This is a genomic window from Ramlibacter rhizophilus (assembly GCF_004681965.1).
GTDB classification, from domain to species: Bacteria; Pseudomonadota; Gammaproteobacteria; order Burkholderiales; family Burkholderiaceae_C; genus Ramlibacter; species Ramlibacter rhizophilus.
In genome coordinates, this window is sequence record NZ_SMLL01000008.1 from 261032 (window position 1) to 285395 (window position 24364).

Below are 24364 nucleotides of genomic sequence, written 5' to 3' on the forward strand. Positions count from 1 at the left end.
GGGCATGATCCCTCTCCCGTGAAATTCCTTCCCGCTCTTCTTCTCTTCGGTGCGGCGGCCCTACCGGCTGCCGGTGCGCCCTTCGAGGACAGCATGGCGCAGCGCACGCAGGCCTGCACGTCCTGCCACGGCGCCGAAGGCCGCGCCGGCCCGGACGGCTACTACCCGCGCATCGCCGGCAAGCCGGCCGGCTACCTCTACAACCAGCTGCTGCACTTCCGCGACGGACGCCGCCACTATGGCCTCATGACACGCCTGCTGGACACGCTCTCGGACGACTACCTGCTGCAGATCGCCACGCACTTCGCGAGCCTGGACGTGCCCTACCCCACGCCCACGCCCGCGCGGGCGGATCCGGCGCTGCTGGAGCGCGGCCGCACGCTGGCCCTGCAGGGCGACGCGGCGCGCGACATTCCCTCCTGCGCCGGCTGCCACGGCGCTGCGCTCACCGGCGTGCTGCCCAACACCCCAGGCCTGCTGGGCCTGCCGCGCGACTACCTCAACGCGCAACTGGGCGCCTGGCGCGGCGGCCAGCGACAGGCGCATGCGCCCGACTGCATGGCGCAGATCGCACGTCGGCTCACGCCCGAGGACCTGTCCGCGGTCACGGCCTGGCTCGCGTCGCAGCCCCTGCCCCCGGACACCCGCCCGGTGGCGCGCCTGGCGCAGCCGGCTCCCATAGCCTGCGGCAGTGCGGCGCTGCCGGCGGGAAGGCCTGGGCCATGAAGCGGCTCCTGGTCCTGCTGCTCGTGGCGCTGCTCCTGCTGCTGGCGGGCTACGCCGCCTGGCGGGTGTTCTGGGAAGACACGTCGGCACCGCCGCCGGGCAGGCCCGCCGCGGCGACGCCATCGATGGTGGAACGCGGCGCCTACCTCGCCCGCGCCGGCAACTGCATGGCCTGCCACACCGCGCGCGGCGGTGCGCCCTACGCCGGCGGCCGCGGCATCGACACCCCCTTCGGCACCGTCTATGCCGGCAACCTGACCCCGGCCCGCACCGGCCTGGGCGGCTGGACGGGCGATGACTTCTGGCAGGCGCTGCACCACGGCCGCTCCCCGGGAGGCCGCCTGCTGTACCCGGCCTTCCCCTACCCCAACTACACGCAGGTCACCCGCGCCGACGCCGATGCGCTCTTCGCCTACCTGCAGAGCCTGCCGGCCGTCGAGCGCGAGAACACGCCGCACACGCTGCAATGGCCCGTCAGCACCCAGGCGGCGCTGCGCGCCTGGCGGGCGCTCTACTTCCGGCCCGGCGTGCACCAGGACGATCCGGCCCGCAGCGCCGAATGGAACCGCGGCGCCTACCTCGTGCGCGGCCTGGGGCACTGCTCGGCCTGCCACAGCACGCGCAACGCGCTGGGCGCCAGCGACCTCATGGACCTGTCGGGCGGCATGATCCCCATGCAAAGCTGGTATGCCCCCTCGCTCGCCGCGCCGGCCGAAGCCGGCGTGGCGGACTGGCCGACGCAGCGCATCGTGGAACTCCTGGGCACCGGCCGGACGACCGGTGCCAGCACCATGGGCCCCATGGCCGAAGTGGTGCTGCACAGCACGCAGCACCTGAGCCGCGCCGACCTGGAGGCCATGGCCACCTTCCTGCGCGGGCTTCCCCCCGAGCGTCACGCCGCCCCCGCGGCGAAGCCGGCGTCCTCCGCGGTCACGCAGCGCGGCGCGGCGCTGTACCGCGAGCACTGCGCGCAATGCCATGGCGAACAGGGACAGGGCGTCGAGGGGGCCTACCCGCCCCTGGCCGGCAACCGCGCCGTCACCCTGCCGGTGACCGCCAACCTCGTGCAGGCCGTCATCTACGGCGGCTTTCCGCCGTCCACCCAGGGCAACCCGCGCCCCTTCGGCATGCCGCCCTTCGCGCTGGAGCTGGACGACGCCGAGGTGGCGGCGGTCCTGAGCTACATCCGCGGCGCCTGGGGCAACGCGGCCGGTGGGGTGAGTGAACTGGACGTTGCGCAGCAGCGCAGCACGCGGCCCTGAAGCCGCTGCGCACGCGGAGAATCACGCCATGCTCCTGCGCCGCGTCCAGCTGCCCGACGATGTGCCCGGCTCCCTGTGGCTGTCGGCCATGCCGGGCCGCTTCGAGCCCTGGCCGCAGTTCGCGGCCGAGGCGCAGCAGGCAGGCGTGCAGCACGTGGCCTGCCTTGCGCCGCGCGACGAGCTCGCGGCGCTCTCGCCGGCCTACCATGCGGCCGTGGTCAGCGGCGACCTGCCCTTTCGCTGGGTGCAGCTGTCCATGCGCAACTTCGGCGTGCCCGAGGACCCGCAGGCCTTCCGCGCCGGCGTGCAGGCGCTCGCGGGCCGGCTGCGGGCCGGCGAGTCCGTCCTGCTCCACTGCGCCGCCGGCATGGGCCGCACCGGCAGCGCGGCCGCATGCGTGCTCAAGGTGCTGGGGCTCACGACCGCGCAGGCCCTGGCCCACGTGCGCGCGGCGGGGTCCAACCCGCAGAACGCGCAGCAGTCGGGCTTCGTGGAGTGGTTCTAGGGCTTCCTCACAGGCCCTGGCCCGCTGACCAGGCCATCGAGCCCGGCACGCGCTCGATGCGCTGCTGCGCCAGTGCGGCGAGCCGGGCGGCGTCCACGCGCTGGGGTGCAATCTCCGCGAGCGGCGCCAGCACGAAGGCGCGCGCCTGCATGCGCGGGTGCGGCACGACGAGCGCGGGGCTCTCGATGCGTGCATCGCCGTAGGCGAGCAGGTCCAGGTCGAGCGTGCGCGGCGCGTTCGGGTAGGGCCGCTCGCGGCCGGCCTCGTGTTCCAGCGCCTGCAAGGCCTGCAGCAGGTCGGGCGCGGACAGGCGCGTGCAGACGCAGGCCACGGCATTGATGAAGTCCGGCCCCGCCGCGTCCTGCGGCGCCGTGCGCCAGAGCGAGGACCGCGCCACGAGCTGCGTGCCGGGCAATGCGGCCAGGCGCTCACAGGCCCTCAGCACCGCGGCCTGGGCGTCACCCAGGTTGGCGCCCAGCCCCACGTAGGCCAGGACGGGCGCGCGCATCGTCAGCCCGCCGGACCGTCCGTGCCAGTGGCCGCGGGACCGGGCTGCGCGCCCCCACCTTCCTGGGCCGGCTTGCGGCGGCGCCGGCGCCGCTTGCGGGCGGGTGCGTCGCCGCCCTCGTCCGCGTGCGCGTCGTCGGCGGGCGGCACCGGGGCGACGAGGCTGGCGGGCTCCGCGGGCGGACGCGGCGCGCGCACGCGGCGCACGCCCTTCTGCTGCTCCAGGCGGATCTGCGCGAGCATGTCCTCGCGCTCGGCGTCGCTGGCCATGCTGAACTCCTGCCACCAGTCGGCCAGCACCACGTCGATCTCGCCCACGTCGGCGCGCAGGCGCATGAAGTCGAAGCCGGCCCGAAAGCGCGGCTGCTCCACCAGCGAGAAGGGGGTGCTGCCGGTGCGCTTCTCGAAACGCGGCTGCATCATCCAGATCTCGCGCATGTCCGCGGCCAGCTTGCCCCGGCCCGAGACGTCGCCGATGCGCGCGTCGAACACGTCGTCGATGGCGCCCTGCAGCGCCGGGATGGGGTGCTCGCGCTGGGCCTGGCGGCGGGCCCAGCCCTCGCGCACGTCGGCCCAGAGCACGCAGGCAAGAAGGAAGCTGGGCGCCACCGGCTTGCCCTCGCCCACGCGGCGGTCGGTGTCCTCCAGCGCCGCGCGCACGAAGGGCTGCCCGGCGCGCTCGACGGTGAGGGACATGAGCGGGTAGATGCCCTGTGCCAGGCCCAGGGCCTTGAGCTGCGACACCGTGCGCAGCGCATGGCCGGTCTGCAGCAGCTTGAGCATCTCGTCGAAGAGGCGGCTCTGCGGCACCTCGGCCAGCAGCGGCAGGCAGGGCAGCAGCGGCGAGCCCGTCTTGGGCTCCAGCCGGAAGCCCAGCGGCTCCAGCTTGGCCGCGAAGCGCACGGCGCGGATGATGCGCACCGGGTCCTCGCGGTAGCGGGTGGTCGGGTCGCCGATCATGCGCAGCAGCTTCTTGCGCGCGTCGGGAAGGCCCCCGTGGTAGTCCACCACGACCTGCGCCTCGGGGTCGTAGTACATGGCGTTGACGGTGAAGTCGCGCCGCGTGGCGTCCTCGTCCTGCGGACCCCAGACGTTGTCGCGCAGCACGCGGCCACTGGCGTCCACGGCGTGCTTCATGCCCGCGAGCTCGCTCTTGCTGGTGCGCTCGTTGCCGGCGACCGCCTCGGCGCTCGCGTTGTCCATGTAGGCCCGGAAGGTGGAGACCTCGATGACCTCGTGCTCGCGCCCGCGGCCGTACACCACGTGCACGATGCGAAAGCGCCGGCCGATGATGAAGGCACGCCGGAACAGGCCCTTGACCTGCTCGGGCGTGGCGCTGGTGGCCACGTCGAAGTCCTTGGGGCGCAGGCCCAGCAGCAGGTCGCGCACGGCGCCGCCGACGATGTAGGCCTCGTGGCCGGCCTCCTTGAGCGTGTGCACGACGTTGAGCGCGCGCTCGTCCACCAGGGACACGTCGATGCCGTGCTCCTCGCGGCCGATCTCGCGCCGCGTGCCGAACTTCGGCTTGCGCCCGTTGCCGGCGGCTTCGAGCAGGCGGTCGATGAATTTCTTGATCATGGGTTGGGCTCGAACAGATCGAGGATGCGCCAGCCGCGCTCCCGGGCGATGCGGCGCAGCCGCGCGTCGGGGTTCGTGGCGACGGGATGCCGCACCCGCTCGAGCAGGGGCAGGTCGTTCATGGAATCGGAATAGAAGGTGGTGTCCACGCGGCTCCAGTCCAGCCCGTTGGCGGCCAGCCACTCCTCGAAGCGGTGGACCTTGCCTTCGCGCATGGAGGGCACGCCGTCGATCTCGCCGGTGATCCAGCCGTCCGCCCCGCGCGCGAGGCGCACCGCGATCAGCTCCTCGATGCCCAGGGCATCGGCGATGGGGCGGGTGACGAACTCGTTGGTGGCGGTGATGATGAGGAGCCGGTCGCCGGCGGCGCGGTGCTGCTCCACCAGCGCACGCGCGGCCGGCAGCAGGACCGGCGTGATCACCTCGCGCATGAAGCGCGCGTGGGCCTGCGCGGCCTCCTCGGGACTGCGCCGGCACAGGGCTTCGGTCGCGAAGCGCACGTACTCGTGCACGTCCAGCGTGCCGGCCTGGTACTGGGCGAAGAAGTCGTCGTTGCGGGCCTTGAACTGCGACGGGTCGCACCAGCCGATGTCCTGGGTGAAGACGCCCCAGGCATGGTCGGAGTCGATCGGCAGCAGCGTGTGGTCGAGATCGAACAGGGCGAGTCTGACCGGGGTCATTCGTTTTCCAGCATGGAGCGGATCAGCGGGATGGTGATGGCGCGCTGCGTCTGCAGGGCGTAGGTGTCCAGGTGCGCGAGCAGCTCCATCAGGCTGCCCAGGTCGCGCGAGAAGCGCTTGAGCATGTAGTCCATGACCTCGTCGCCCAGGAACAGGCCGCGCTCGTCCGCCGCGCGGCGCAGCACCGAGCGCCGCTCCGGCTCGGTCAGCGCATGGAGCTGGAACACGTGGCCCCAGCCCAGGCGGGTGCGCAGGTCTTCGCGCAGCGGCAGGTCCGAGGGCGGCAGCGCGCCCGCCGCCAGCACGCCGCGCTGCAGGGCCTGGGCCTGCACGAAGCAGCTGAAGGCCGCGTGCTGCTGCACGGCGCTGAAACGCTCCACGTCGTCCATCAGCACCACGGCCCAGCGCTCGTCGAAGGGCGGCGGCTCGGCGTCCTCGGCACGCAGCCAACCGAAGCGCGCGCCCTGGCCCCGCAGGATCTCGCCGACGGCGGTGAGCAGGTGCGTCTTGCCGCTGGCGCCTTCGCCCCAGAGGTAGGTGGGCACCGGCGAGCGCGTGGGGCTTTGCGCCCACAGGCGCAGGTGCGTGAGCGCCGCCTCGTTGGCGCCCGGGCAGAAGCCCGCCAGCGTGGGCGCGCGGGCCAGTCCGATGTCCAGCGCGATCTGTTTCATGGAAGGAGCGGCGCACGTCTCGCAGCGGAGCACGGCGGCGCGGGGAGCACCTGCATCAAGTGGGGGAGCGGGTCAGTAAAATCCCTCAAATTCTATCGGGCCGGCCACAGGTCCCCGCCGGCCGCCCCACCTCCATGACACAAGCCCCCCTCTCCTACAAGGATGCCGGCGTCGATATCGACGCCGGCGACGCGCTGGTCGAGCGCATCAAGCCGCTGGCGAAGAAGACCCTGCGCGAAGGCGTGATGGCGGGCATCGGCGGCTTCGGCGCCCTGTTCGAGGTGCCCAAGCGCTACCAGGAACCGGTGCTGGTCAGCGGCACCGATGGCGTGGGCACCAAGCTCAAGCTCGCCTTCGAGTGGAACATGCACGACACCGTCGGCATCGACCTGGTCGCCATGAGCGTGAACGACGTGCTGGTCCAGGGCGCCGAGCCGCTGTTCTTCCTGGACTACTTCGCTTGCGGCAAGCTGGACGTGGACACCGCCGCCGCCGTGGTGGGCGGGATCGCCCGCGGCTGCGAGGAGTCTGGCTGCGCCCTCATCGGCGGCGAGACCGCCGAGATGCCCGGCATGTACCCGGCCGGCGAATATGACCTGGCGGGCTTTTGCGTGGGCGTGGTGGAGAAGTCGCGCATCCTCTCGGGCCAGGACGTCAAGCCCGGCGACGTGGTGCTGGGCCTGGCGTCGTCGGGCGTGCACTCCAACGGCTTCTCGCTGGTGCGCAAGTGCATCGAGCGCGCCGGCGCAGACCTCCCCGCCACCCTGGACGGCCGCCCCTTCCGCGAGGCGGTCATGGCGCCCACCCGGCTCTACGTGAAGAGCATTCTGGCCACCCTGGCCCGCCACCCGGTCAAGGCCCTGGCGCACATCACGGGCGGCGGCCTGCTGGAGAACATCCCGCGCGTGCTGCCCGAGGGCATGGCGGCGCATCTGGTGGCGGGCAGCTGGCCGCGCAGCGAACTCTTCGAGTGGCTGCAGCGCACGGCCGCCATCGACGCGCACGAGATGAACCGCACCTTCAACAACGGCATCGGCATGGTGGTGGTGGTGGACGCCGCCCAGGCGCAGGCGGTGGCGCAGACGCTGCGCGAGCAGGGCCAGCAGGTGTTCGAGATCGGCGCCATCGCCGCACGCGACGGCGGGGCGGCGGCGGTCGAGGTGCGCTGAAGGAGCGCCTGCCGCTTCAGTACTTCGCGCGGCGCAGGCCGGCCAGGCGCTCGGCCACGGCGTCGATGTCCAGCGCGTCCTGCGCATGGGCCAGGTAGGTCTCCAGGTCCTTCACCGCGGCGGCCGTGTGGCCCTGCTCCGCATGCGCGAGGCCGCGGTCGCGCCACTCGCCCCAGGCTTCGGGCAGCAGGATGATGAGGCGGTGCTGCACGGCGATGAGCCGCTGCCAGTCTTCCTGCGCGCGGTGGATCTCCTTCAGGTTGCGCAGCATGCGCGCGATGATGTCGCGCGGCTGGGCCGACTGCAGGTACAGGCCCAGCGGCACCTCGAATTCTCCGGTCAGGCCGCTGCGGCGCTTGTAGGGCTCCAGCCGTTCCGACAGTTCCTCGCGCGAGAGCGACTGGCCGGTGAAGGGGTCGATGACCACCTGCCCCTTGGGCAGGTTGACCTTGACCATGAAGTGGCCGGGGAAGCACACCCCGCGCGCATGCAGGCCCAGGCCCTGCGCCAGCTCCAGCCACAGCACCGCCAGCGAAATCTGGATGCCGCGCCGCGTGCGCAGCACCACGTGCAGGTAGCTGTTGTCGGGGTCGCAGTAATCGTTGACGTTGCCGCCGAAGCTCAGGTCGCGGAAGAAGAACTGGTTCAGGGTGCGCAGGCGGTGCAGCGGCGGCGCGTCGGCCGGCACGCGGCGCTTCAGGCGCGCCAAGAGCTGGTCCACGTCATGCAGCACCTGCTGCGGATCGGACTCGGGGTATTCGTCCTGCGCGATGCTGGCGGCGGCCTCCAGCAGCGGCAGGTGCTCGTCGCTGTGCACGAGTGCGCTGAAGTACTCGAGCGGGGTGGGGGCCGTGAGGTTCAGCTGCATCGAGCCGTTGTAATCCGCCCTTCGGCCCGCCGTCAAGCGAGCAAGCGCGCGCCTTTTCAGCGCGTTACAAACTGTCGCAGCTTCAGGCCCGAGGCCAGGAGCGCGCCGAAGTACACCAGCGCCGCGCCCGCCAGGACCAGCCCCAGCATCAGCACGCGCCAGCCGGCGTCCTCGCGCAGTTGCACCCAGTCGAAGCGTGTGGCCGCCCAGGTGAGGAAGACCGAGAGCAGCGCCGTCGCCGCGATCACCTGCAGCAGGAAGCGCCACCAGCCCGCGCTGGGCTGCCAGCTGCCGCGGCGGCGCAGCCCCACCAGCAGCCAGCCGGCGTTGAGCATGGCCCCCAGGCCGATGGACAGGGCCAGCCCCGCGTGGCCGAACCAGGGCACGAAGACGACGTTCATGCACTGCGTGGCCACCAGCACCACCACGGCGATGCGCACCGGCGTGCGCATGTCCTGGTTGGCGTAATAGCCGGGCGCCAGCACCTTGATGGCCACCAGCCCCAGCAGCCCGGCGCCGTAGCCGGTGAGCGCGGTGGAGACCATGAGCACGTCGCGCGCCGTGAAGGCGCCGTAGTGGAACAGCGTGGCCACCAGCGGCACGCCGAAGACCAGCAGGGCGACCGAGCTGGGCACGGCCAGCAGGACGACCAGGCGCAGGCCCCAGTCCAGCATGGCCGAATAGCGCGCCGTGTCCGCCGCCGCGTGCGCCGCGGCGAGCTGTGGCATGAGCACCACGCCCAGGGCCACGCCGAGCAAGGCCGTGGGGAATTCCATCAGCCGGTCGGCATAACTGAGCCAGGTGACGCTGCCGGTGGGCAGCCAGGAGGCGATCTGCGTGTTGATCAGAAGCGAGATCTGCGCCACCCCGACCCCCAGCAGCGCCGGCAGCATCATGCCGGCCACGTGCCGGGTGCCGGGGTCGGCGCAGGCTTCGCGCAGGCGCCGCCAGCCCAGGCCGATGCGCGGCATGCGCCCCAGCCGGCGCAGGACCGGCCACTGCACCCCCAGCTGCAGCACGCCCCCCACCATCACGCCCACCGCCATGGCGTAGATCGGCTCGATGCCGCGCGCGGCGAGCCAGGGCGCGCCCAGCCAGGCCGCGGCGATCATCGCCACGTTCAGCAGCACCGGGGTGGCGGCCGGCACGGCGAAGCGCCGCCAGGTGTTGAGGATGCCGGCCGAGAGCGCCACCAGCGACATGAAGGCGATGTAGGGGAACATGACGCGGGTCATGAAGACGGCCGCCTCCATCACGCGCGGGTCCGGCAGGAAGCCGCTGGCCATGGCGAAGACCAGCACCGGGGCGGCCACGACGCCGACGGCGCTCGTCACCATCAGCACCCAGGTCAGCACCGTGGCCACGTTGTCGATCAGGCGCTGGGTGGCGGCCTCGCCGTCACGCTCCTTCACGTGCGCCAGCGCGGGCACGAAGGCCTGGCTGAAGGCGCCCTCGGCGAAGAGGCGCCGGAACAGGTTGGGGATGCGGAAGGCGACGTTGAAGGCGTCGGTCATCGCGCTCGCGCCGAAGAAGGCCGCCATGGTGAGGTCGCGCACCAGGCCGGTGATGCGGGACGCCAGCGTCAGCAGGGAAACGGTCGAGGCGGCTTTGAACAGGCTCACCGCCTGAGTTTAAGCGCGGGTCTGCCCGGGCTTTCGCGGGGGTTGCGGCCTGGATTAGAATGGCGGGCTTTGCTGGCAACATCCTCAGACACAAAGGATCACATTCATGGCTTCCGCCAAACCCAAGAAAAAGAACCCGCGCCTCGCGTCGGGCCGTAAACGCGCCCGCCAGGACGTCAAGCTCAACGCCGCCAACACCTCGCTGCGTTCCCGCTACCGCACCGCGGTGAAGAACGTGGAGAAGGCCGTCGCCGCCGGCGACAAGGCCAAGGCCACCGAACTCTTCGCCAAGGCCCAGTCCGTGCTGGACACCGTGGCCGACAAGCAGATCTTCCACAAGAACAAGGCCGCCCGCGACAAGAGCCGCCTGTCCGCCAAGGTCAAGGCCCTGAACCAGGCCCAGCCCGCCCAAGCCGCCGCCTGACGCACCTCAGGCACCCGCCCGGGCCCTGGCATCCAGGGCCTGCCGTTTGAATCGGGTGCGCTGCCAGCAAAGCAAAGAAAACGAAAAGCCGCCTTCGGGCGGCTTTTTCGTGGGCGTGTCCATGGCGCCGCGCAGCGCCCGTGCCGATCAGCCGCACCGCCTCAGCCCTTGCGCTCCTCCGGAATCAGACACGCCTCGCCTACCTGCAGGTCGTTGTCCTTCGCGAAGTTCATGACGAAGTCCCAGGCCATGGGCTCGTGTTCGCGCAGCTGGCTGTTGACCACCACGCACTTGACCCCGCCGATCACCGTGGGCACGCACCAGGGCGAGTAGCTCAGGTGGCTGCCCGGGGTGGCGCCGCCGGGGCGGAAGGAGCTCATGACCCCCGCCAGGCGCTCGGCCCAGTCGCTGGGCCGGAAGGTGCGGCCCTGGCTGGTGATGCCCTGGATGAAGACTTCTCTGGGGGTGCTGGAGACCATGGGTGGCGGTGTGGAAAGCGGCGGCCGCAGCGCAGGGATCGCCCGCGCTGCGGCGCACAAGTATTCTATCTTATATAAGACTTGGGGCGCCCAGCCGGCGCATCGCTGCGATGCGCAATCATCAACCAGCCGGCCCGATGCGTGTGCCTAAAATCGGGCCTCAACGGCTCACCGCGTTGAGCCGCTTTTCATTTCTGGAGGACCGAATGGCTCTGATCGAGGCTGCATCGCCGCACGTCATGAACACCTATGCCCGCGTGCCCATCGCGCTGGCGCGCGGCGAGGGCGTGCGCGTGTGGGACGTCAATGGCAAGCAGTACCTCGACGCGCTGGCCGGCATCGCCGTGAACACGCTGGGCCATGCGCACCCGAAGCTGGTGCCGGCCCTGCAGGACCAAATCGCCAAGATCATCCACAGCAGCAACTACTACCACGTGCCCGACCAGGAGCGCCTGGCTGCCAAGTTGGTGGAGCTGTCCGGCCTCACGAATGCCTTCTTCTGCTCCAGCGGCCTGGAGGCCAACGAGGCCGCCATCAAGCTCGCGCGCAAGTTCGGTCACGACAAGGGCATCGCGCGGCCGCAGATCGTGGTGTACGAGAAGGCCTTCCACGGCCGCAGCATCGCCACGCTTTCGGCCACCGGCAATGCCAAGGTGCAAAAAGGCTTCGAGCCACTGGTGGAGGGCTTCATCCGCGTGCCGCTGAACGACGTGGCGGCGCTGCGCCAGGCCACGGAAGGCCGGGACGACGTGGTCGCCGTCTTCATGGAAACCATCCAGGGCGAAGGCGGCGTGAACCCCATGCGCGCCGAGTACCTGCGGCAGGTGCGCGAGCTGTGCACCGAGCGCGACTGGCTGCTGATGATCGACGAGGTGCAGTGCGGCATGGGCCGCACCGGCAAGTGGTTCGCGCACCAGTGGGCCGGCATCGTTCCGGACGTCATGCCGCTGGCCAAGGGCCTGGGCTCGGGCGTTCCCATCGGTGCGGTGGTGGCGGGCCCGAAGGCGGCGCAGATCTTCCAGCCGGGCAACCACGGCACCACTTTCGGCGGCAACCCGCTGGCCATGCGCGCGGGCGTGGAGACCATCCGCATCATGGAAGAAGACGGCCTGCTGGAGAACGCCGCCACGGTGGGGGCGCACCTCAGGACCTCGCTGGAGCGCAGCCTCTCGGGCGTTGCGGGCGTGCAGGAGATCCGCGGCCAGGGCCTCATGCTGGGCATCGAGCTGGACCGCCCCTGCGGCGTGCTCACGGGCCGCGCCGCGGAAGCCGGCCTTCTCATCAGCGTGACCGCCGACTCCGTCGTGCGCCTGGTGCCGCCACTGATCCTGAACAAGGCCGAAGCCGACGAGATCGTGGGCATCCTGGTGCCGCTGATCCGGACCTTCCTCGCGGAATGACGGCCATGGCGATCCGGCACTACCTGCAGTTCAGCGACCTCACGGCCGACGAGTACGCCTGGATCTTCCAGCGCGCGGCCCTCATCAAGGCCAAGTTCAAGGCCTACGAGAAGTACCACCCGCTGGCCGACCGCACCTTGGCCATGATCTTCGAAAAGGCCTCCACGCGCACCCGCGTGAGCTTCGAGGCGGGCATGTACCAGATGGGCGGCAGCGTGGTGCACCTGACCACCGGCGACACCCAGCTGGGCCGCGCCGAGCCGATCGAGGACACCGCGCGCGTGATCAGCCGCATGGTGGACCTGGTGATGATCCGCACCTTCGGGCAGGACAAGATCGAGCGCTTCGCGGCGCATTCGCGCGTGCCGGTCATCAACGGCCTGACCAACGAATTCCATCCCTGCCAGATCCTGGCCGACATCTTCACCTTCATCGAGCACCGCGGCTCCATCGCCGGCAAGGTGGTGGCCTGGGTGGGCGACGGCAACAACATGGCCAACACCTGGCTGCAGGCCGCCGAGCTGCTCGGCTTCACCGTGCACCTGAGCACGCCCAGCGGCTACGAGGTGGACCAGTCCGTGGCCGGCGTGCGCGGACCGGCGAGCTACAAGGTCTTCAAGGACCCCCAGGACGCCTGCCGGGGCGCCGACCTGGTCACCACCGACGTGTGGACCAGCATGGGCTATGAGGCCGAGAACGAGGCCCGCCGCAAGGCCTTCGCCGACTGGTGCGTGGACGCCGACCTCATGGCCGTGGCCCGCCCCGACGCGCTCTTCATGCACTGCCTGCCGGCGCATCGCGGCGAGGAGGTCGAGGCCGAGGTGATCGACGGCCCGCAGTCGGTGGTCTGGGACGAGGCCGAGAACCGCATGCACGTGCAGAAGGCCCTGATGGAATTCCTGCTGCTGGGGCGGGTGCAGGGCTGAAGGAGTCGGGCTCTGGCCCCTTCCCCCACTGGGGGAAGGCTGGGATGGGGGCTCGCGGGAAGTAGCGTGGCCGGCGTGCGTGGGGCCCACCCTACCCTCCCCCAGAGGGGGAGGGATTGGCTCGGAGCTCACACCCACACGTAGCGCCACCCCCCCTAAACTGCCTCACCCGCCCAGTTCCGGGCATGCAGGAAGGATCCCGAATTGCTGCGCGCATCGACCTCGCTGCCGCTCGTATGCCTGCTGTGGGCACTCGAAGCGGCGGCCCAGGACAGCACACCCGCGCTGCCTACCGTCACCGTGACGGCCACACCCGGCGTCGAGCAATCGGTCTTCGACACGCCCGCCTCGGTGGACGTGGTGCCGGGCGAGGTGCTGCGCAACGCGCAGTGGCAGGTCAACCTCTCCGAATCGCTGGGCCGCGTGCCGGGTCTGGTGGTGCAGAACCGGCAGAACTTCGCGCAGGACCTGCAGATCTCCATCCGCGGCTTCGGTGCGCGCTCGACCTTCGGCGTGAGGGGCCTGCGCCTCTATGCCGATGGCATCCCGGCCGCGGGGCCGGACGGCCAGGGGCAGGTCTCGCACTTCGACCTCGCCTCGGCCGAACGCATCGAGGTGCTGCGCGGGCCGTTTTCCGCGCTGTACGGGAATGCGTCCGGCGGCGTCATCAGCATCTTCACGGAAGACGGCGGCCCCGACACGGTGGCCGAGGTGTCCACCGCCTTCGGAGACAACGGGGCGCGCCGCCTCACGACCCAGATCGGCGGCGCGGCGCAGGACTGGCGCTATCGCCTGAGCGCCACGCGCTTCGAGACTGACGGATTGCGCGAGCACAGCGCTGCACAACGCAGCAGCCTCAACGGCAAGCTCACGCACGATGCGGGCGGCGGCACCCGACTGACGCTGGTGTTCAACCACCTGCAGATGCCCGGCACGCAGGACCCGCTGGGCCTCACGCGCGCCCAGTGGGAGGCCGAGCCCCGCCAGGCGCAGCCCGCAGCAATCCTCTTCGACACGCGCAAGTCGGTGCGCCAGACCCAGGCCGGCGCCGTGCTGGAACACACGCTGGCGCGAGACGACGAGCTGCGCCTGATGGCCTATGCCGGCGAGCGCGACACGCTGCAGTTCCTCGCCATCCCGGTGGCGGTTCAGGCTGCGCCTTCGCAGCCGGGCGGCGTCATCGACCTGCTGCGGCGGTACGCGGGCCTGGACGCGCGTTGGGTCCACCGGGGCCGCGGCCCGGCCGGGCCCTACACGCTGAGCACGGGCCTGGCGCTGGAAGCCACCCGCGACCTGCGGCGCGGCTGGGAGAACTTCGATGGGGCGCAGCTGGGCGTGCGCGGTGACCTGCGCCGCGACGAAGTCAACCGCGCCTGGAGCGTCGCCCCCTACCTGCAGGGCCAGTGGGTGCTGGGCGAGCGCTGGAGCGCCTCGGCCGGCCTGCGCCACACACGCGTGCGCTTCGACTCCGAGGACCGCTTCATCCGGCCCGGCAACCCGGACGACAGTGGCGCGGTCCGCTACCGCGCCACCACGCCGGCGCTGGGGCTGGTGTTCCACGCCAGCGACCTCATCAACGCCTACATCGCCTATGGCCGCGGCTTCGAGACGCCGACGCTGAACGAACTGGCCTACCGGGCGGGCGGCAGCGCGGGCCTGAACGCGGACTTGCAGCCGGCGATCAGCCGTCAATGGGAGCTGGGCCTGAAGGCGGCTTCGGGCGAGGACTGGAGCCTTGCGGCCGCGGTGTTCCAGGCGCGCACCAGCGAGGAGCTCGTGGTGCTGAGCAACGCCGGCGGCCGCGCCAGTTTCCAGAACGCCCCCGGGACGCTGCGCCGCGGCCTGGAGCTGGTCGGAAAGGCGCGATGGAACACGGCCTGGTCCGGCCTGCTGGCCGCCACCTGGCTGGACGCCACCTACCGCCAGCCCTTCCTCACCTGCACGGGCGCCCCCTGCTTCGTGCCCACGGCGCTGGTGGGCGCGGGGCAGCGCATGCCGGGCATTCCGCGCACCAGCCTCTACGGGGAGCTGGCCTGGCAGCATCGTCCCTGGGGCCTGGAGACGGCGCTGGAGCTGCGCCACGTGGGCGAGGTCGCGGTGAATGACCTGAACACCGACAGCGCGCCGGCCTACTCCACGCTGGCCCTGCGGGCCACGCTGGAGCAGCGGCGCGGGCCCTGGCTCTGGCGCGAGTTCGTGCGCATCGACAACCTCACCGAGCGGCGCTACGCCGGCTCCGTCATCGTCAACGAAGGCAACCAGCGCTTCTTCGAGCCGGCGCCGGGGCGCCAGTGGGTTGTCGGCGTGAGTGCCGCCTACCGCTTCTGATCCGTGAGCGCCGAGACCCTTCACCCCTGCCTGCGCTGCGGCGCCTGCTGCGCGAGCTTCCGCGTGGACTTCTCCACCTGGGAGCTGGACGAGCGCGGCGGAAGCGTTCCCGCGGGCCTGGCGGTGCCGCTGACCGAGGACCTGTGCCGCATGCGCGGCACCGACCACCTGCCCGCGCGCTGCGCCGCGCTCACCGGGACGGTGGGGCAGCGCGCTGCCTGCGGCATCTACGAGTGGCGGCCCTCGCCCTGCCGGGAGTTCGAGGCCGGCAGCGAGGCCTGCGCACAGGCGCGCCGGCGACACGGACTGCCGCCGGAGATCGACACGGATTTTTAGCGCGCTGTTGGATCGAACCGACACCACGCCCCCTCGAGGCGCATAACACTGCGCGCCATGATGGCGACCCTGAACGACTGCCGCGAGCGCGACGCCCAGGACCCCCTGCGTGCGCTGCGTGAGCACTTCATGCTGCCCGAGGGCTTGGTGTACCTCGACGGCAATTCCCTGGGCGTGCTCCCGCGCGCCGCACCCGCGCGCATGGCCCAGGCCGTCGGCGAAGAATGGGGCCGCGGCCTCATCGGCAGCTGGAACGAGGCCGGCTGGTACGCGCTGCCCACGCGCGTGGGCGACAAGATCGGGCGGCTGGTCGGCGCCGCACCGGGCGAGGTGGTGACCACCGACAGCACCTCGGTGAACCTGTTCAAGGTGCTGAGCGCGGCGCTGTCCATGGTGGCGCAGGACGCGCCCGGGCGCCGCGTGATCGTGAGCGAGCGCGACAACTTCCCCACCGACCTCTACATTGCCGAGGCCCTGTGCCGCGAGCGCGGCTTCACGCTGCGCCTGGTGGACGAGCCCGATGCGCTCGCAGACGCGCTGCAGCCCGACGTGGCCCTCCTGATGCTCACGCAGGTGAACTACCGCACCGGCGCGCTGCACGACATGGCGCAGCTCTCGGCCCAGGCCCATGCCTGCGGTGCCCTCGCCGTCTGGGACCTGGCCCACAGCGCCGGCGCGGTGCCGGTGGACCTGCACGCGGGCGGTGCCGACTTCGCGGTGGGCTGCGGCTACAAGTACCTCAACGGCGGCCCCGGCGCGCCCGCCTTCGTGTGGGTGCACCCGCGCCACGTGGACCGCTTCTGGCAGCCGCTGGCGGGCTGGTGGAGCCACGCCGCGCCCTTCGAGTTCACGCCGGGCTACCAGCCCGCGGCCGGTATCGCGCGCTACCTGTGCGGCACGCCGCCGGTGCTGAGCCTCACGGCGCTGGAGTGCGGCGTGGACACGGTGCTGGCCGCCGAGCCGCTGGGCGGCATGGCGGCGCTGCGCGAGAAGTCGCTCGCGCTCACCGACCTCTTCATCGCGCTGGTCGAGTCGCGCTGCGCCGGCCACGGCCTGTCGCTGGTGACGCCCCGCGAGCACGCGCGGCGCGGCTCGCAGGTGTGCCTCGCCCGGGCCGAAGGAGCCTACGCCATCGTGCAGGCGCTGATCGCGCGCGGCGTGGTGGGCGACTTCCGCGCGGGCGATGCGGCGCGCGGGCGCGAGGACATCCTGCGCTTCGGCTTCACGCCCCTGTACCTCGGCTTCGAGGACGTATGGCAGGCGGTGGAGCAGCTGGTGCAGGTGCTGGAGACCGGCGAGTGGCGCCGGCCCGATTTCAACCGGAAACAGGCGGTGACCTGATGACCCAGCCCCCCCGCAAGCCCGAAGACATCGTGCGCGACGAAGGCGCACAGCTGGACTACAGCCAGTCCATGAGCTATGGCGACTACCTGCAGCTGGACGCCATCCTCGGGGCGCAGAAGCCGCTCTCGCCCGACCACAACGAGATGCTGTTCATCATCCAGCACCAGACCAGCGAGCTGTGGATGAAGCTGATGCTGCACGAGCTGCACGCGGCGATCGAATGCGTGGCCAAGGACCAGCTGGGCAGCGCCTTCAAGATGCTGGCGCGCGTCTCGCGCATCATGGAGCAGCTGGTCCACGCCTGGGACGTGCTGGCCACCATGACGCCGCCCGAGTACAGCGCGATCCGCCCCTACCTCGCGAACTCCAGCGGCTTCCAGAGCGCGCAGTACCGCTGCATCGAGTTCGCGCTGGGGAACAAGAACGCGGCCATGCTCAAGCCGCACGCGCACCGGCCGCAGCTGCTGGCGCAGGTGCAGGCGGCCTACGAGGCGCCTTCGCTGTACGACGAGTCGCTGCGCCTGCTGGCGCGGCGCGGGCTGCCGGTGCCGGCAAGCCACACCGAGCGGGACTGGACCGCGCCCTACGTGGAAAGCACGCAGGTCGAACAGGCCTGGCTGGTGGTGTACCGCGACCCGCAGGCCTGGTGGGACCTGTACCAGCTCGGCGAGGAGCTCACCGACCTGGAGGACGCCTTCCGCCTCTGGCGCTTCCGGCACGTGACCACGGTGGAGCGCGTGATCGGCTTCAAGCGCGGCACGGGCGGCACGGGCGGCGTGAGCTACCTGCGCAAGATGCTGGACGTGGTGCTGTTCCCGGAGATCTGGAAGCTGCGCACCGACCTGTAAGACCTCGGAGGGTGCTGAAGCGGAATCGTTTCGGCCGATTCCCTCCCGCCCTCACGCCGAGCCGCCGTACAGCCAGGGCAGGTCCATCACGCGCCGGCCGAGGCTGCGCAGCGCGAGGTCGCGCCCCAGGCGCAGCGGACCGCCGGCGTGGAAGAGGGTCGCGTTGCGCAGCGAGCGCCGTTGCACGCGTGCGCAGCGCTGCCAACGCTCCAGCGCATAGCGGCGCAGCGCGGCGGGCAGGTCCGCCACATCCGCCTCCACGCAGGCCAGTGCGCGCCCCAGCGCGAATGCGTCTTCCAGCGCCATGGCCGCGCCCTGCGCGAGGTAGGGCCGCATGGGATGCGCCGCATCGCCCAGCAGCGCAACGCGCCCGCGCGCCATCTCCTGCGGCCCCGCGACCGGGGGGCGATCGTGCAGCACCCACAGGCCCCAGGACGGCACGCGCTCGACCAGCTCGCGCAGGGGCGCGCACACCGCCGGCAAGCCGGCCTTCAGGCGCGCGGCGGCGGCGGGATGGTCCCAGCCCCAGCGCTCGCCCGCGCGGGGCGATTCCTCCAGGAAGAAGACGATGTTGAGCATGTCGCCGCCCCGCACGGGGTAGCTCACGGCGTGCAGCCGGGGGCCCAGCCAGGCCGTCACCTCCGCCACGCGCCAGCGCGGTGGCAGCTCGGACATGGGCACCAGCCCGCGGTAGGCGACGTGGTCCGAAGGCGTGGGCGGCGCGTCGCCGAGCAGCTGGCGGCGCAGCCCGCTCCAGAGGCCGTCGGCGGCGACCAGCGCATCGCCTTCCGGCGAGGCTGCGGCATCGAGGTCCAGGCCCACCGCGGTGTCCGACTCGATGAAGGCGCGCACGCGCTGGCCGGTGTGCGTGCGCACCCCCGCGGCCTGCGCGGCCTGCTGCAGGAGGCCATGCAGCTCGGCGCGGTGGATGGTGAGATAGGGCGCGCCGTAGCGCGCCTCGGCTTCGCGTCCGAGCGGCAGCACGCCCAGCTCGTGGCCGCCCTGCGCGTCGCGCGCGACCACGCGCTCGGGCGCGCAGCCCTGCAAGAGGGCGGCCGGCAGCAGGTCCCAGGCGCGCAGCAGGCGCGTGGCGTTGGGGCCGAGCTGGATGCCCGCGCCCACCTCGCCGAGCTGGGCCGATTGTTCGAACACGTGCGCCAACCAGCCGGCGCGTGTGGCCGCCAGCGCAGCGGCCAGGCCGCCGATGCCGGCGCCGGCCACCAGCAGCTGGCTCACGCTGCGAGCAGCTGCCGCATCACGAAGGGCAGGATGCCGCCGTGGCGGTAGTACTCGACCTCGATGGGCGTGTCGATGCGCAGCGTGGCCATGATCTCCTGCCGGCTGCCGTCGGCGCGGGTGATCACCACGCGCGCGTCGCTGCGCGGGGCGAGGCTGGGGTCGGGCAGCACGTCCACCAGCTCGGAGCCGTCCAGGCCCAGGGACTGCCAGCTGTCGCTGCCCTTGAACTGCAAGGGCAGCACGCCCATGCCGACCAGGTTGCTGCGGTGGATGCGCTCGAAGCTGCGCGCGATGACCGCCCGGATGCCCAGGAGCTGCGTGCCCTTGGCGGCCCAGTCGCGCGAGGAACCGGTGCCGTACTCCTCGCCGGCGAAGATCACCGTGGGCCGGCCCTCGGCGACGTAGCGCATGGCCGCGTCGTAGATGAACATCTTCTCCGGCGCGGCGCCGGCGCCCGCGCCGCGGTACAGGGTCCAGCCGCCTTCCACGCGCGAGCCGTCCGGCTCGGCCGGCAGCATGAGGTTCTTGATGCGCACGTTGGCGAAGGTGCCGCGCATCATGACCTCGTGGTTGCCGCGGCGCGAGCCGTAGCTGTTGAAGTCGGCCTTGGCGACGCCGTGCGACTTCAGGTACTGGCCCGCGGGCGAGCTTTCCTTGATGGAGCCGGCCGGCGAGATGTGGTCGGTGGTGATGGAGTCGCCGAAGAGCGCCATCACGCGCGCGCCCTGCACGCGTTCCGGCGCGGCGGTGCTTTCGCGGTCCAGGCCGAAGCCTTCGAAGAACGGCGGGTGGGCGATGTAGGTGCTGGTGGGCCAGGCGTAGGTCTCGCCGGCCACGCCCTGGATCTGCTCCCACAGTGCGCCGGGCTGGGACTTCACCTTGCCGTAGTTGTCCTGGTAGGCCTTGCCGTTCATGGCGTACTTCATGAGCGCATGGATCTCGTCGCTGCTGGGCCAGATGTCGCCCAGCCAGACGTCCTTGCCGCCGTGGCCCTGCCCCACCGGCTCGGTCATCAGGTCGCGCAGCACCGTGCCGGCCAGGGCATAGGCCACCACCAGAGGCGGGCTGGCCAGGAAGTTGGCCTTGATGTTCGGGTGGATGCGCGCCTCGAAGTTGCGGTTGCCCGACAGCACGGAAGCGCACACCAGGTCGCCCTTGGCGATGGCCTCGTTGATCTCCGGCGCGAGGTCACCCGAGTTGCCGATGCAGGTCATGCAGCCGTAGCCGGCCACCGTGAAGCCCAGCTGCTCCAGATAGGGCAGCAGGCCGGACTTCACCAGGTACTCGGTGACGATGCGCGAGCCCGGCGAGAGCGAGGTCTTCACATGCGGCTTGACCTTCAGCCCCGCCTGCACGGCCTTCTTGGCGACCAGGCCCGCCGCCAGCAGCACGCCGGGGTTGGAGGTGTTGGTGCAGCTCGTGATGGCCGCGATCAGTACGTCGCCGTTGCCGATGGTCAGGCCTCGCACGTGCTGTGCGCCCGGGTCGGCCTCGGCCACCGCGGCCTGGCGCGTGGGCTTGTTGGCCTGCATCTCCAGCTCGAAGCGCTCGGCGGCCGGTGGCGTGTCCGGCGTGACCGGCACCTTGAGGTCGGGCGCCTCACCGCCGGCCTGCACCAGCTGGCGCGTGAGCAGCGTTTCGGCCGGCTGGTTGAAGCCGTTCTGACCGGAGGGCTTGCTGAACAGCTCGCGGAAGGTGGAGGACACCTTGCCGATCTCGATGCGGTCCTGCGGCCGCTTGGGGCCGGAGAGGCTGGGCGTCACGTCGCCCAGGTCCAGCTTGACGACCTGCGAGTAATCGACCTCGCCAGCCAGGGGGATGCCGAACAGCTTCTGCGCCCGGAAGTAGGCCTCCAGCGCATCGACCTCCTCCTTGCTGCGGCCGGTGCCCTTGAAGTACTCGATGGTCTTCTCGTCCACCGGGAAGAAGCCCATGGTGGCGCCGTACTCGGGCGCCATGTTGGCGATGGTGGCGCGGTCGGGAACGCCCAGGGTGCGCGTGCCCTCGCCGAAGAACTCGACGAACTTGCCTACCACCTTGTGCTTGCGCAGGATCTCGGTGACGGTGAGCACCAGGTCGGTGGCGGTGCAGCCCTCGCGCAGCCGGCCCGAGAGCTCGAAGCCCACCACGTCGGGCGTGAGCATGTAGACCGGCTGGCCCAGCATGGCCGCCTCGCCCTCGATGCCGCCCACGCCCCAGCCGACCACGCCCACGCCGTTGATCATGGTGGTGTGGCTGTCGGTGCCCACCAGGGTGTCGGGGTAGTAGGTGTCGTCGGCGCCGCGGTGCACGCCACGGGCCAGGTATTCGAGGTTGACCTGGTGGATGATGCCGAAGCCCGGCGGCACCACGCCGAAGGTCTTGAAGGCCTGCATGCCCCATTTCATGAACTCGTAGCGCTCGCGGTTGCGCTGGAACTCGAGCTTCATGTTCAGGTCGAGCGCGTCGCGGGTGCCGTAGTGGTCCACCATGATGGAGTGGTCCACCACCAGGTCCACCGGCACCAGCGGCTCGATGGCCCCTGGCGGCTTGCCCAGGCGGTCGGCGGCGCTGCGCATGGCGGCCAGGTCGGCCAGCAGGGGGACGCCGGTGAAGTCCTGGAGCACCACGCGGGCGACGACGAAGGGGATTTCCTCGGTACGCGTGGCGTTCGGCTGCCAGCGGGCGAGCTGTCGCACGTGCTCGGGGCTGATCTTGAGCCCATCGCAGTTGCGCAGCACCGATTCGAGCACGATGCGCAGCGACACCGGAAGGCGCTGCAGCTGGGGGATCTCTTCGGCGAGGGCCGGCAGAGAAAACAGCTTGCCGCTGCGCCTGGCGCCGATCTTGAAGGGCCGAACCGTGTGGGCGAACGCGTGGGTCATTCCTGGGCTTCCTCTCTCGAAACGGCCCATTTTGCCGCCGTTCAGCGTCCGGCGGGACGGTCGCGCAGGTGACGGCTCGCTTACCCGTGCTGGGCCTCGAAGTCCCTCATGTAGGCCACCAGCGCCTGCACGCCCTCGATCGACATCGCGTTGTAGAGCGAAGCGCGCATGCCGCCGACCGAGCGGTGCCCCTTGAGCCCCACCAGCCCGCGGGCCTGCGCGCCCTGCAGGAAGGCAGCGTCGAGCGCCGCGTCCTTGAGCCAGAAGGGCACGTTCATCAGCGAGCGCGCCTCGCGCTGGATGGGGTTGCTGTAGAAGCCGCTTTTGTCCAGGAAGTCGTACAGGACCGCCGCCTTGGCGCGGTTGTGCGCTTCCATGGCCGCCAGCCCGCCCAGCGACTTCACGTGCTTGAAGACCAGCCCGGCGATGTAGATCGCGTAGGTGGGCGGGGTGTTGTACATGGAGTCGGCCGCGGCCTGGATCTTGTAGTCGAAGACCGAAGGCGTGATGGGCATCGCGTGGCCGATCAGGTCTTCGCGCACGATGACGACCGTCAGGCCCGAGGGACCCATGTTCTTCTGCGCGCCGGCGTAGATGAGGCCATGGCGCGCCACGTCCACCGGGCGCGAGAGGATGTTGGAGGACATGTCCGCCACCAGGGGCACGTCGCCCGTCTGCGGCGTCCAGAAGAATTCCACGCCGCCGATGGTTTCGTTGGCGCAGTAGTGGACATAGGCGGCCTTCGGGTCGAGCTGCCACTCGGCCTGCGCCGGCACGCGGGTGTAGCGCCCGCCCTCCTCGCTGGAGGCGGCGATGCGCACCTCGCCGAAATGCGCCGCCTCCTTGGCGGACTTCTTCGACCAGTCGCCGGTCACCACGTAGTCGGCCCGGCCGGTGCGGCCGATGAGGTTCATGGGCACGATGGCGTTCTGCCCGATGGCGCCGCCCTGCAGGAACAGTACCTTGTAGCCGGCCGGGATGCCCATCAGCTCGCACAGCAGGCTTTCGGCCTCGGCATGGATGGACATGAACTCCTTGCCCCGGTGGCTCATCTCCATGACCGACATGCCGCTGCCGTGCCAGTCGAGCATTTCCTCGGCGGCCTGGCGGAGCACGGCTTCGGGCAGGGTCGCCGGGCCGGGGCTGAAGTTGAAGACGCGGGTCATGGGCGGGCTTTCTCGGGCGCGCAGCGCGAAGGGCTGTGAAGAAAGGGCGAAAGCATACCTGCAAGCCCCGGCCTTCTTTCGCCGGGGCTCAGGCGGCGAGCGGGCGCGCACGGCGGGCGCGAAGACCGAGCCACTGCAGCTCGGCCAGCACGATGACGGTCAGTGCCTGCGCGAGCACCCAGGCCTGTCCCCAGGCGTTCGGCGCCAGCACGCCAGCGGCCAGGAGGCCGATGCAGGCCACCCCCCAGGCCGCGTTGCCCGCGACGAAGAGCGTCACCCAGCCGGTGGGCACGGGCTGGCGGCTCGCTACCCAGGCCGCGAGCGCCGCGTAGCCGAGCAGGAAGGCGCCCGTGGAGGCCAGCAGGGGGCCAGGCAGAGCGAGCGCCTCGGCGAGCCGGCTGGTCAAGCCCAGCTGCAAGGCGCCCGTGGCCAGGCACGCGGCGGCATCGACGAGCAGCACCTGGCGCAGGAAGCGGGGAGAAGCGAAGACGGACATGAGAACCTCCAGGAATCGGGTTGAACACGAGGCTCGGATGCTCGGCGCGCGCAGAGGGCCGGTCCATGACCTCGCAGGTCATGGCGGCGCCACACCTGCGCGCGCCAGAATCCGGCCATGGACGCCGCCCACGCCTCCCGCCAGACACCCCGCCCCCTGGGCGAGCACCTGCGCCGCTGGCGCCAGCAGCGGCGCCTCAGCCAGCTTCAACTGTCCGAAGAGGCGGAAATCTCCACCCGGCACCTGAGCTGCCTGGAGACAGGTCGGGCCATGCCCAGCCGCGACATGGTGCTGCGCCTGGCCGAACGCCTGCAGGTCCCCCTGCGCGAGCGCAACGCCTTGCTGGTGGCGGCCGGCTATGCGCCCATGTACCGCGAACGCAGGCTGGACGATCCGGCGCTCGCCGCCGCGCGGCAGGCCGTGGAGCTGATCCTGAAAAGCCATGAGCCCTGGCCGGCCCTGGCACTGGACCGGCACTGGAACATCGTGGCCGCCAACCGCGGCGTGGCGCCGCTGCTGCAGGGCGCCTCGGCCGCGCTTCTCACGCCGCCGGTGAACGTAGCGCGCCTGAGCCTGCACCCCGAGGGCGTGGCGCCGCGCATCGTGAACCTGGGGCAGTGGCGCGAGCACCTCCTCGCGCGACTGCAGCAGCAGATCCAGGCGACGGCGGACCCGGTGTTGCAGTCGCTGCGAGAGGAACTGCTCGCGTACCCGCAGCCGCCCTCCCCCACCGGCGAGCTGGAGGGTGCACTCGCGGGGGTGGTCGTGCCCCTTCAGTTCGCCGTGGAGGACCGCACGCTGAGCTTCATCAGCACGACCACGGTCTTCGGCAGCCCGGTGGACATCACCCTGCAGGAACTGGCGCTGGAGACCTTCCTGCCGGCCGACGAGGCGACGGCGGAATTCCTGCGCGGCCGGCCCTAGCC

Annotated in this window: 23 protein-coding genes; 12 read left to right on the forward strand and 11 right to left on the reverse strand. The window is 71.2% G+C overall.

The features are described 5' to 3' along the window. Window positions 1-18 precede the first annotated feature (18 nt). From EZ242_RS19970 to EZ242_RS19980, 3 genes are read left to right on the forward strand one after another with little or no spacing between them, the layout of a single operon-like run. The gene (locus EZ242_RS19970; protein ID WP_240787176.1) at window positions 19-726 is read left to right on the forward strand and encodes a c-type cytochrome; all 708 of its coding nucleotides are present in this window, start codon (window positions 19-21) and stop codon (window positions 724-726) included. Further along, entirely contained in the window at window positions 723-1988 is a 1266-nt protein-coding gene (locus tag EZ242_RS19975; protein ID WP_135286953.1) for a cytochrome c, read from the forward strand. The genes EZ242_RS19970 and EZ242_RS19975 overlap by 4 nt, the downstream gene beginning before the upstream one ends. 28 nt (window positions 1989-2016) lie before the next feature. Beyond that, complete coding sequence (locus EZ242_RS19980; RefSeq protein WP_135286954.1) at window positions 2017-2493, forward strand: protein-tyrosine phosphatase family protein; 477 nt, start codon at window positions 2017-2019, stop codon at window positions 2491-2493. Between the two features lie 7 nt (window positions 2494-2500). Here EZ242_RS19980 and folK read toward each other — a convergent pair whose 3' ends face one another. Genes folK through hda form a run of 4 tightly spaced genes read right to left on the reverse strand, consistent with a single transcriptional unit; the run spans window position 2501 to window position 5929 of the window. Beyond that, window positions 2501-3001, reverse strand: a complete 501-nt coding sequence (gene folK, locus EZ242_RS19985; protein WP_135286955.1) for a 2-amino-4-hydroxy-6-hydroxymethyldihydropteridine diphosphokinase — start codon at window positions 2999-3001, stop codon at window positions 2501-2503. A 2-nt stretch (window positions 3002-3003) separates the two neighbouring features. Then, window positions 3004-4578 (reverse strand): polynucleotide adenylyltransferase PcnB, encoded by a 1575-nt coding sequence (gene pcnB, locus EZ242_RS19990; protein ID WP_135286956.1) that lies wholly within the window; start codon window positions 4576-4578, stop codon window positions 3004-3006. After that, window positions 4575-5258 carry a histidinol-phosphatase gene (locus EZ242_RS19995; RefSeq protein ID WP_135286957.1) on the reverse strand — a complete coding sequence of 228 codons (684 nt, stop codon included), beginning with the start codon at window positions 5256-5258 and terminating at the stop codon, window positions 4575-4577. Before EZ242_RS19995 ends, pcnB begins: the two co-directional genes overlap by 4 nt. Further along, a complete protein-coding gene (gene hda, locus EZ242_RS20000) occupies window positions 5255-5929 on the reverse strand; it encodes a DnaA regulatory inactivator Hda (protein ID WP_135286958.1) in 675 nt (224 codons plus the stop codon). The genes EZ242_RS19995 and hda overlap by 4 nt, the downstream gene beginning before the upstream one ends. Window positions 5930-6063: 134 nt before the next feature. On the opposite strand from hda, the gene purM reads away from it, so the two are divergent. After that, a complete protein-coding gene (gene purM / locus EZ242_RS20005) occupies window positions 6064-7098 on the forward strand; it encodes a phosphoribosylformylglycinamidine cyclo-ligase (protein ID WP_135286959.1) in 1035 nt (344 codons plus the stop codon). 16 nt (window positions 7099-7114) lie between these two features. Here purM and EZ242_RS20010 read toward each other — a convergent pair whose 3' ends face one another. Both EZ242_RS20010 and murJ read right to left on the reverse strand, forming a co-directional pair. After that, window positions 7115-7966 (reverse strand): SirB1 family protein, encoded by an 852-nt coding sequence (locus tag EZ242_RS20010; RefSeq protein ID WP_135286960.1) that lies wholly within the window; start codon window positions 7964-7966, stop codon window positions 7115-7117. 56 nt (window positions 7967-8022) lie between these two features. Next, entirely contained in the window at window positions 8023-9588 is a 1566-nt protein-coding gene (gene murJ, locus EZ242_RS20015) for a murein biosynthesis integral membrane protein MurJ (RefSeq protein ID WP_135286961.1), read from the reverse strand. A 106-nt stretch (window positions 9589-9694) separates the two neighbouring features. Between murJ and rpsT the strand changes: the two genes are divergently transcribed. Then, the gene (rpsT, locus tag EZ242_RS20020; RefSeq protein ID WP_135286962.1) at window positions 9695-10012 is read left to right on the forward strand and encodes a 30S ribosomal protein S20; all 318 of its coding nucleotides are present in this window, start codon (window positions 9695-9697) and stop codon (window positions 10010-10012) included. Between the two features lie 161 nt (window positions 10013-10173). On the opposite strand, the gene EZ242_RS20025 is transcribed toward rpsT, so the two are convergent. Next, the gene (locus tag EZ242_RS20025; protein WP_135286963.1) at window positions 10174-10491 is read right to left on the reverse strand and encodes a DUF3579 domain-containing protein; all 318 of its coding nucleotides are present in this window, start codon (window positions 10489-10491) and stop codon (window positions 10174-10176) included. Between the two features lie 206 nt (window positions 10492-10697). Between EZ242_RS20025 and EZ242_RS20030 the strand changes: the two genes are divergently transcribed. From EZ242_RS20030 to kynA, 6 genes are all read left to right on the forward strand, one after another. Then, on the forward strand, window positions 10698-11891 hold the full coding sequence (locus tag EZ242_RS20030) for an aspartate aminotransferase family protein (protein WP_135286964.1): 1194 nt from the start codon (window positions 10698-10700) through the stop codon (window positions 11889-11891). Beyond that, entirely contained in the window at window positions 11888-12817 is a 930-nt protein-coding gene (gene argF / locus EZ242_RS20035) for an ornithine carbamoyltransferase (RefSeq protein ID WP_135286965.1), read from the forward strand. The genes EZ242_RS20030 and argF overlap by 4 nt, the downstream gene beginning before the upstream one ends. 204 nt (window positions 12818-13021) lie before the next feature. Then, complete coding sequence (locus EZ242_RS20040) at window positions 13022-15145, forward strand: TonB-dependent receptor family protein (protein WP_135286966.1); 2124 nt, start codon at window positions 13022-13024, stop codon at window positions 15143-15145. A gap of 3 nt (window positions 15146-15148) precedes the next feature. Continuing rightward, entirely contained in the window at window positions 15149-15481 is a 333-nt protein-coding gene (locus EZ242_RS20045; protein ID WP_135286967.1) for a YkgJ family cysteine cluster protein, read from the forward strand. A gap of 60 nt (window positions 15482-15541) precedes the next feature. Further along, the gene (kynU, locus tag EZ242_RS20050; RefSeq protein WP_135287018.1) at window positions 15542-16822 is read left to right on the forward strand and encodes a kynureninase; all 1281 of its coding nucleotides are present in this window, start codon (window positions 15542-15544) and stop codon (window positions 16820-16822) included. Further along, window positions 16822-17673, forward strand: a complete 852-nt coding sequence (gene kynA / locus EZ242_RS20055) for a tryptophan 2,3-dioxygenase (protein WP_135286968.1) — start codon at window positions 16822-16824, stop codon at window positions 17671-17673. Before kynU ends, kynA begins: the two co-directional genes overlap by 1 nt. A gap of 51 nt (window positions 17674-17724) precedes the next feature. On the opposite strand, the gene EZ242_RS20060 is transcribed toward kynA, so the two are convergent. The 4 genes from EZ242_RS20060 to EZ242_RS20075 all read right to left on the reverse strand — a co-directional run bounded on the left by EZ242_RS20060 (window position 17725) and on the right by EZ242_RS20075 (window position 23438). Beyond that, window positions 17725-18909, reverse strand: a complete 1185-nt coding sequence (locus tag EZ242_RS20060; RefSeq protein WP_167784892.1) for an FAD-dependent monooxygenase — start codon at window positions 18907-18909, stop codon at window positions 17725-17727. After that, entirely contained in the window at window positions 18906-21776 is a 2871-nt protein-coding gene (gene acnA / locus EZ242_RS20065) for an aconitate hydratase (protein WP_135286969.1), read from the reverse strand. Before acnA ends, EZ242_RS20060 begins: the two co-directional genes overlap by 4 nt. Before the next feature lie 80 nt (window positions 21777-21856). Beyond that, window positions 21857-22942, reverse strand: a complete 1086-nt coding sequence (serC, locus tag EZ242_RS20070; RefSeq protein WP_135286970.1) for a 3-phosphoserine/phosphohydroxythreonine transaminase — start codon at window positions 22940-22942, stop codon at window positions 21857-21859. Window positions 22943-23030: 88 nt separating this feature from the next. Then, complete coding sequence (locus EZ242_RS20075; protein WP_135286971.1) at window positions 23031-23438, reverse strand: hypothetical protein; 408 nt, start codon at window positions 23436-23438, stop codon at window positions 23031-23033. A gap of 117 nt (window positions 23439-23555) precedes the next feature. On the opposite strand from EZ242_RS20075, the gene EZ242_RS20080 reads away from it, so the two are divergent. Next, window positions 23556-24362: a helix-turn-helix transcriptional regulator gene (locus tag EZ242_RS20080; RefSeq protein WP_135286972.1), complete on the forward strand. Its 807-nt coding sequence runs from the start codon at window positions 23556-23558 to the stop codon at window positions 24360-24362. Window positions 24363-24364 lie beyond the last annotated feature (2 nt).